Source organism: Pararcticibacter amylolyticus, assembly GCF_003130405.1.
Taxonomy (GTDB): domain Bacteria; phylum Bacteroidota; class Bacteroidia; order Sphingobacteriales; family Sphingobacteriaceae; genus Arcticibacter; species Arcticibacter amylolyticus.
The window spans coordinates 177,444-180,508 of sequence record NZ_QEAS01000012.1 but is presented as its reverse complement, the minus strand read 5'-3'; the positions used below and the strand labels follow the sequence as shown (position 1 = coordinate 180,508).

Below are 3,065 nucleotides of genomic sequence, written 5' to 3'. Positions count from 1 at the left end.
AACGAGCCAGTACATAATGAAATGCCTCCGGTCCAGGAAGAGCCACCGGTTCAGCCTGAAGCGTACAACCCCGATGCCAATAAAACAGACGAGTCTATCGAAGAGCAACTGAGGAAGTCTCGCGAGAGGATACTCAGGCTTAAAGATCTCAGCATGAAGTTGCGTACTGTAAACGGTTTACAGGAGCTTGAAAACGAGCCCGCATATAAGAGAAAACAAATGGCTCTCCAGCAGATGCCGCATTCGTCGGAGTCCCAGATCTCCCGCTTTACGCTTTCGAATGAAGAAGGTATCACGGAAATCAGACCTAATAATTCTTTTTTACATGATAATGTAGATTAGATACAGGAAACCAACAAAAAAGCCCTTACGGTCCGTAAGGGCTTTTTTGTTATACATATTTCTGTTTATCAGTACTTAAACGTGAAAAAGTAATTAGGCATATATTACCGGTACGTTTCTAAAATTGCTAACTTTACGGTTTTATCTTAGTAATAACTTAAATAGTATAAAATTGGATTTATTTGATAAGATTTCAAGGAATATGGGGCCGATTGGTCAGCATCAGAAGATGGCACATGGTTATTTTGCTTTTCCTAAACTCGAAGGTGAAATAGGGCCGCACATGAAGTTCCGCGGGAAAGATCATCTTGTTTGGAGCTTAAACAACTATCTGGGCCTTGCTAATCATCCTGAAGTGCGTGAAGTTGATGCTAAAGGTGCTGCTGAATTTGGAATGGCCTATCCTATGGGCGCCCGAATGATGTCGGGGAATTCTAATCATCATGAGGCGCTGGAGAAAGATCTGGCCGAATTTGTCGGTAAACAAGATGCTTTTCTTCTTAACTACGGTTATCAGGGGATGGTGTCCATTATTGACACTATGGTTGATCGTAACGACGTCATTGTTTATGATGCGGAATCTCATGCCTGCATTATTGACGGCGTTCGTCTTCATATGGGTAAGCGCTTCGTTTACCAGCATAATGATATTGATAGCTGCCGGAAGCAACTGGAAAGAGCTACCAGGCTTACAGAGCAAACAGGCGGAGGCATTCTGCTCATTACAGAAGGCGTGTTCGGTATGTCGGGAGCGCAGGGTAAGCTGAAGGAAATCGTAGCATTGAAGGACGAATTCACGTTTCGCCTGCTGGTTGACGATGCTCATGGGTTTGGAACTATGGGAAAAACCGGGGCTGGTACTCATGAGGCCCAGGACTGTATCGACGGTATCGATGTCTACTTTGGGACATTTGCTAAATCGATGGCTGGTATCGGTGCTTTTGTTGCTTCCACCGAAGAGATCGTCAATTATCTTAGGTATAATATGAGGTCGCAAACGTTTGCAAAATCCTTACCTATGCCAATGGTAGTAGGTTTAAGAAAGAGACTCGAACTGCTAAAGAATCGTCCCGAATTAAGAGAAAAGCTATGGACGATCGCGACAGCTCTTCAATCCGGCTTAAAAGAAAGAGGATTTAATCTTGGTGTTACCAATACAATGGTTACACCGGTATTTCTTGCCGGAGAACTTAACGAAGCTACAGCTGTTACGATGGACCTTCGTGAAAACTACGGTATTTTCTGTTCAATAGTAGTATACCCTGTTATTCCTAAAGGGCTCATGGAACTCCGTATCATTCCAACTGCTGCCCACACACTTGATGATGTTCAGCGGACGCTGGATGCCTTCTCTGAGGTTGCAGAGAAACTAAAAAGCGGATATTACAAAGAGCAGAACGTTGTCACTGCTTAATCTAAAATGAGATATGAAGCGGTGCTTTAAGGTGTAGATTACCAAATGTTTATTGTTTCATATCTCATTTTTACTGTTTTTTAATAAAAATATTTTTTTTTTGTAAAAAACAGATTACATTAGCTCAAAGCTTAATAAAGGCAAGATATAAACTAACACATTACTAACTACTAAACTAAGCGCTATGGCAAATTACGAAAGATTTACAGAGCTTCAAAACCTGGTTTCAGGGCTGGAAGCTGACGCGGACAAATTCTACAACAAAGGTAACAGTGCTGCGGGAACCAGAGTTAGAAAAGGCCTACAGGATATCAAAAACCTGGCTCAGGCTATTCGTCTGGAAATTCAGGAAAGCAAAAACTCTGCTCCTGCAAAGAAATAGACATTTTGTTTTGAAGGAAAATCCCCCGGGGTGCCTGAATGGTTCCGGGGGATTTTTTTATCGCAGTTTTTCCATTTCGTGCTGTATTTTCTTAAAGGTATCTTCACTGACACCAGTTAAAGGAAGCCTGACAGTTTTCGAACATATATCAAGACAGTTAAGTGCTGATTTTACTCCTCCAGGGCTTCCATCAATAAACAGCAGACGGATTAACTGAACAAGCTGGAGATGCAGAGGCTGAGCTTCCTTAAACCTCTCCTCTAAACAAAAGCGTATCATCCTGGAGAATATCGCAGGGCAGGCGTTTGCTACTACCGAAATAACCCCTGCTGCGCCCATTGCTATCATTGGCAGGGCGACCGGATCGTCTCCGGAAATTAACAGGAAGTTCTCCGGCTTGTCTTTTAAGATGAAACTGAATTGTTCGAAATTGCCTGATGCTTCTTTTGTTCCAATTATGTTGTTGAAATCATGAGCGAGCCTGAGAGTTGTTTCCGCGCTGATATTACTGCCTGTTCTGCCCGGAACATTATATAATATTACAGGGAGGGGAGAGCTTTCAGCGATGGCTTTATAATGAAGGTAAATACCTTCCTGGTTAGGTTTGTTATAATAGGGAGAAACGGACAGAACCGCATCGTAGCCTTCAGCACTAAAAGACTGAAGGTCCCGGATTATATTATTTGTTGAGTTTCCACCTATACCGGCAACAAGGGGAACGCGTTTATCAACTACGTTTGCTGTAAATTCCCAAACAGCCTTTTTCTCTTCCTGGCTGAGTGTCGCCGTTTCGCCGGTAGTACCAAGTGATACAAGGTATTCTACGCCTCCTTCAATCTGAAAGTTAATTAGTTTTTCCAGCCCCTGAAAGTCAATGGTGCTGTCGTCGTTGAACGGAGTAACCAAAGCCACTCCGGTTCCGTAAAA

At 42.9% G+C, this 3,065-nt stretch carries 3 protein-coding genes and 1 pseudogene; 3 read left to right on the top strand and 1 reads right to left on the bottom strand.

Translation table 11 applies throughout. From position 1 onward, the window contains the following. The 3 genes and pseudogenes from DDR33_RS26705 to DDR33_RS15550 all read left to right on the top strand — a co-directional run. Window positions 1-342: pseudogene (locus DDR33_RS26705) on the top strand (cell division protein FtsZ); the annotation flags it as partial. Between the two features lie 172 nt (window positions 343-514). Next, complete coding sequence (locus DDR33_RS15555) at window positions 515-1,756, top strand: aminotransferase class I/II-fold pyridoxal phosphate-dependent enzyme (RefSeq protein ID WP_109416722.1); 1,242 nt, start codon at window positions 515-517, stop codon at window positions 1,754-1,756. Window positions 1,757-1,940: 184 nt separating this feature from the next. Continuing rightward, a complete protein-coding gene (locus tag DDR33_RS15550; protein WP_109416721.1) occupies window positions 1,941-2,138 on the top strand; it encodes a histone H1 in 198 nt (65 codons plus the stop codon). A gap of 57 nt (window positions 2,139-2,195) precedes the next feature. Here DDR33_RS15550 and dapA read toward each other — a convergent pair. After that, window positions 2,196-3,065: 4-hydroxy-tetrahydrodipicolinate synthase (dapA, locus tag DDR33_RS15545; protein WP_109416767.1), on the bottom strand; the 870-nt coding region annotated here is incomplete at its 5' end.

Excerpts from the sequence above, each read along its gene's own strand:
- DDR33_RS15550 (WP_109416721.1), top strand. The coding sequence starts at position 1,941 with ATGGCAAATTACGAAAGATTTACAGAGCTTCAAAACCTGGTTTCAGGG.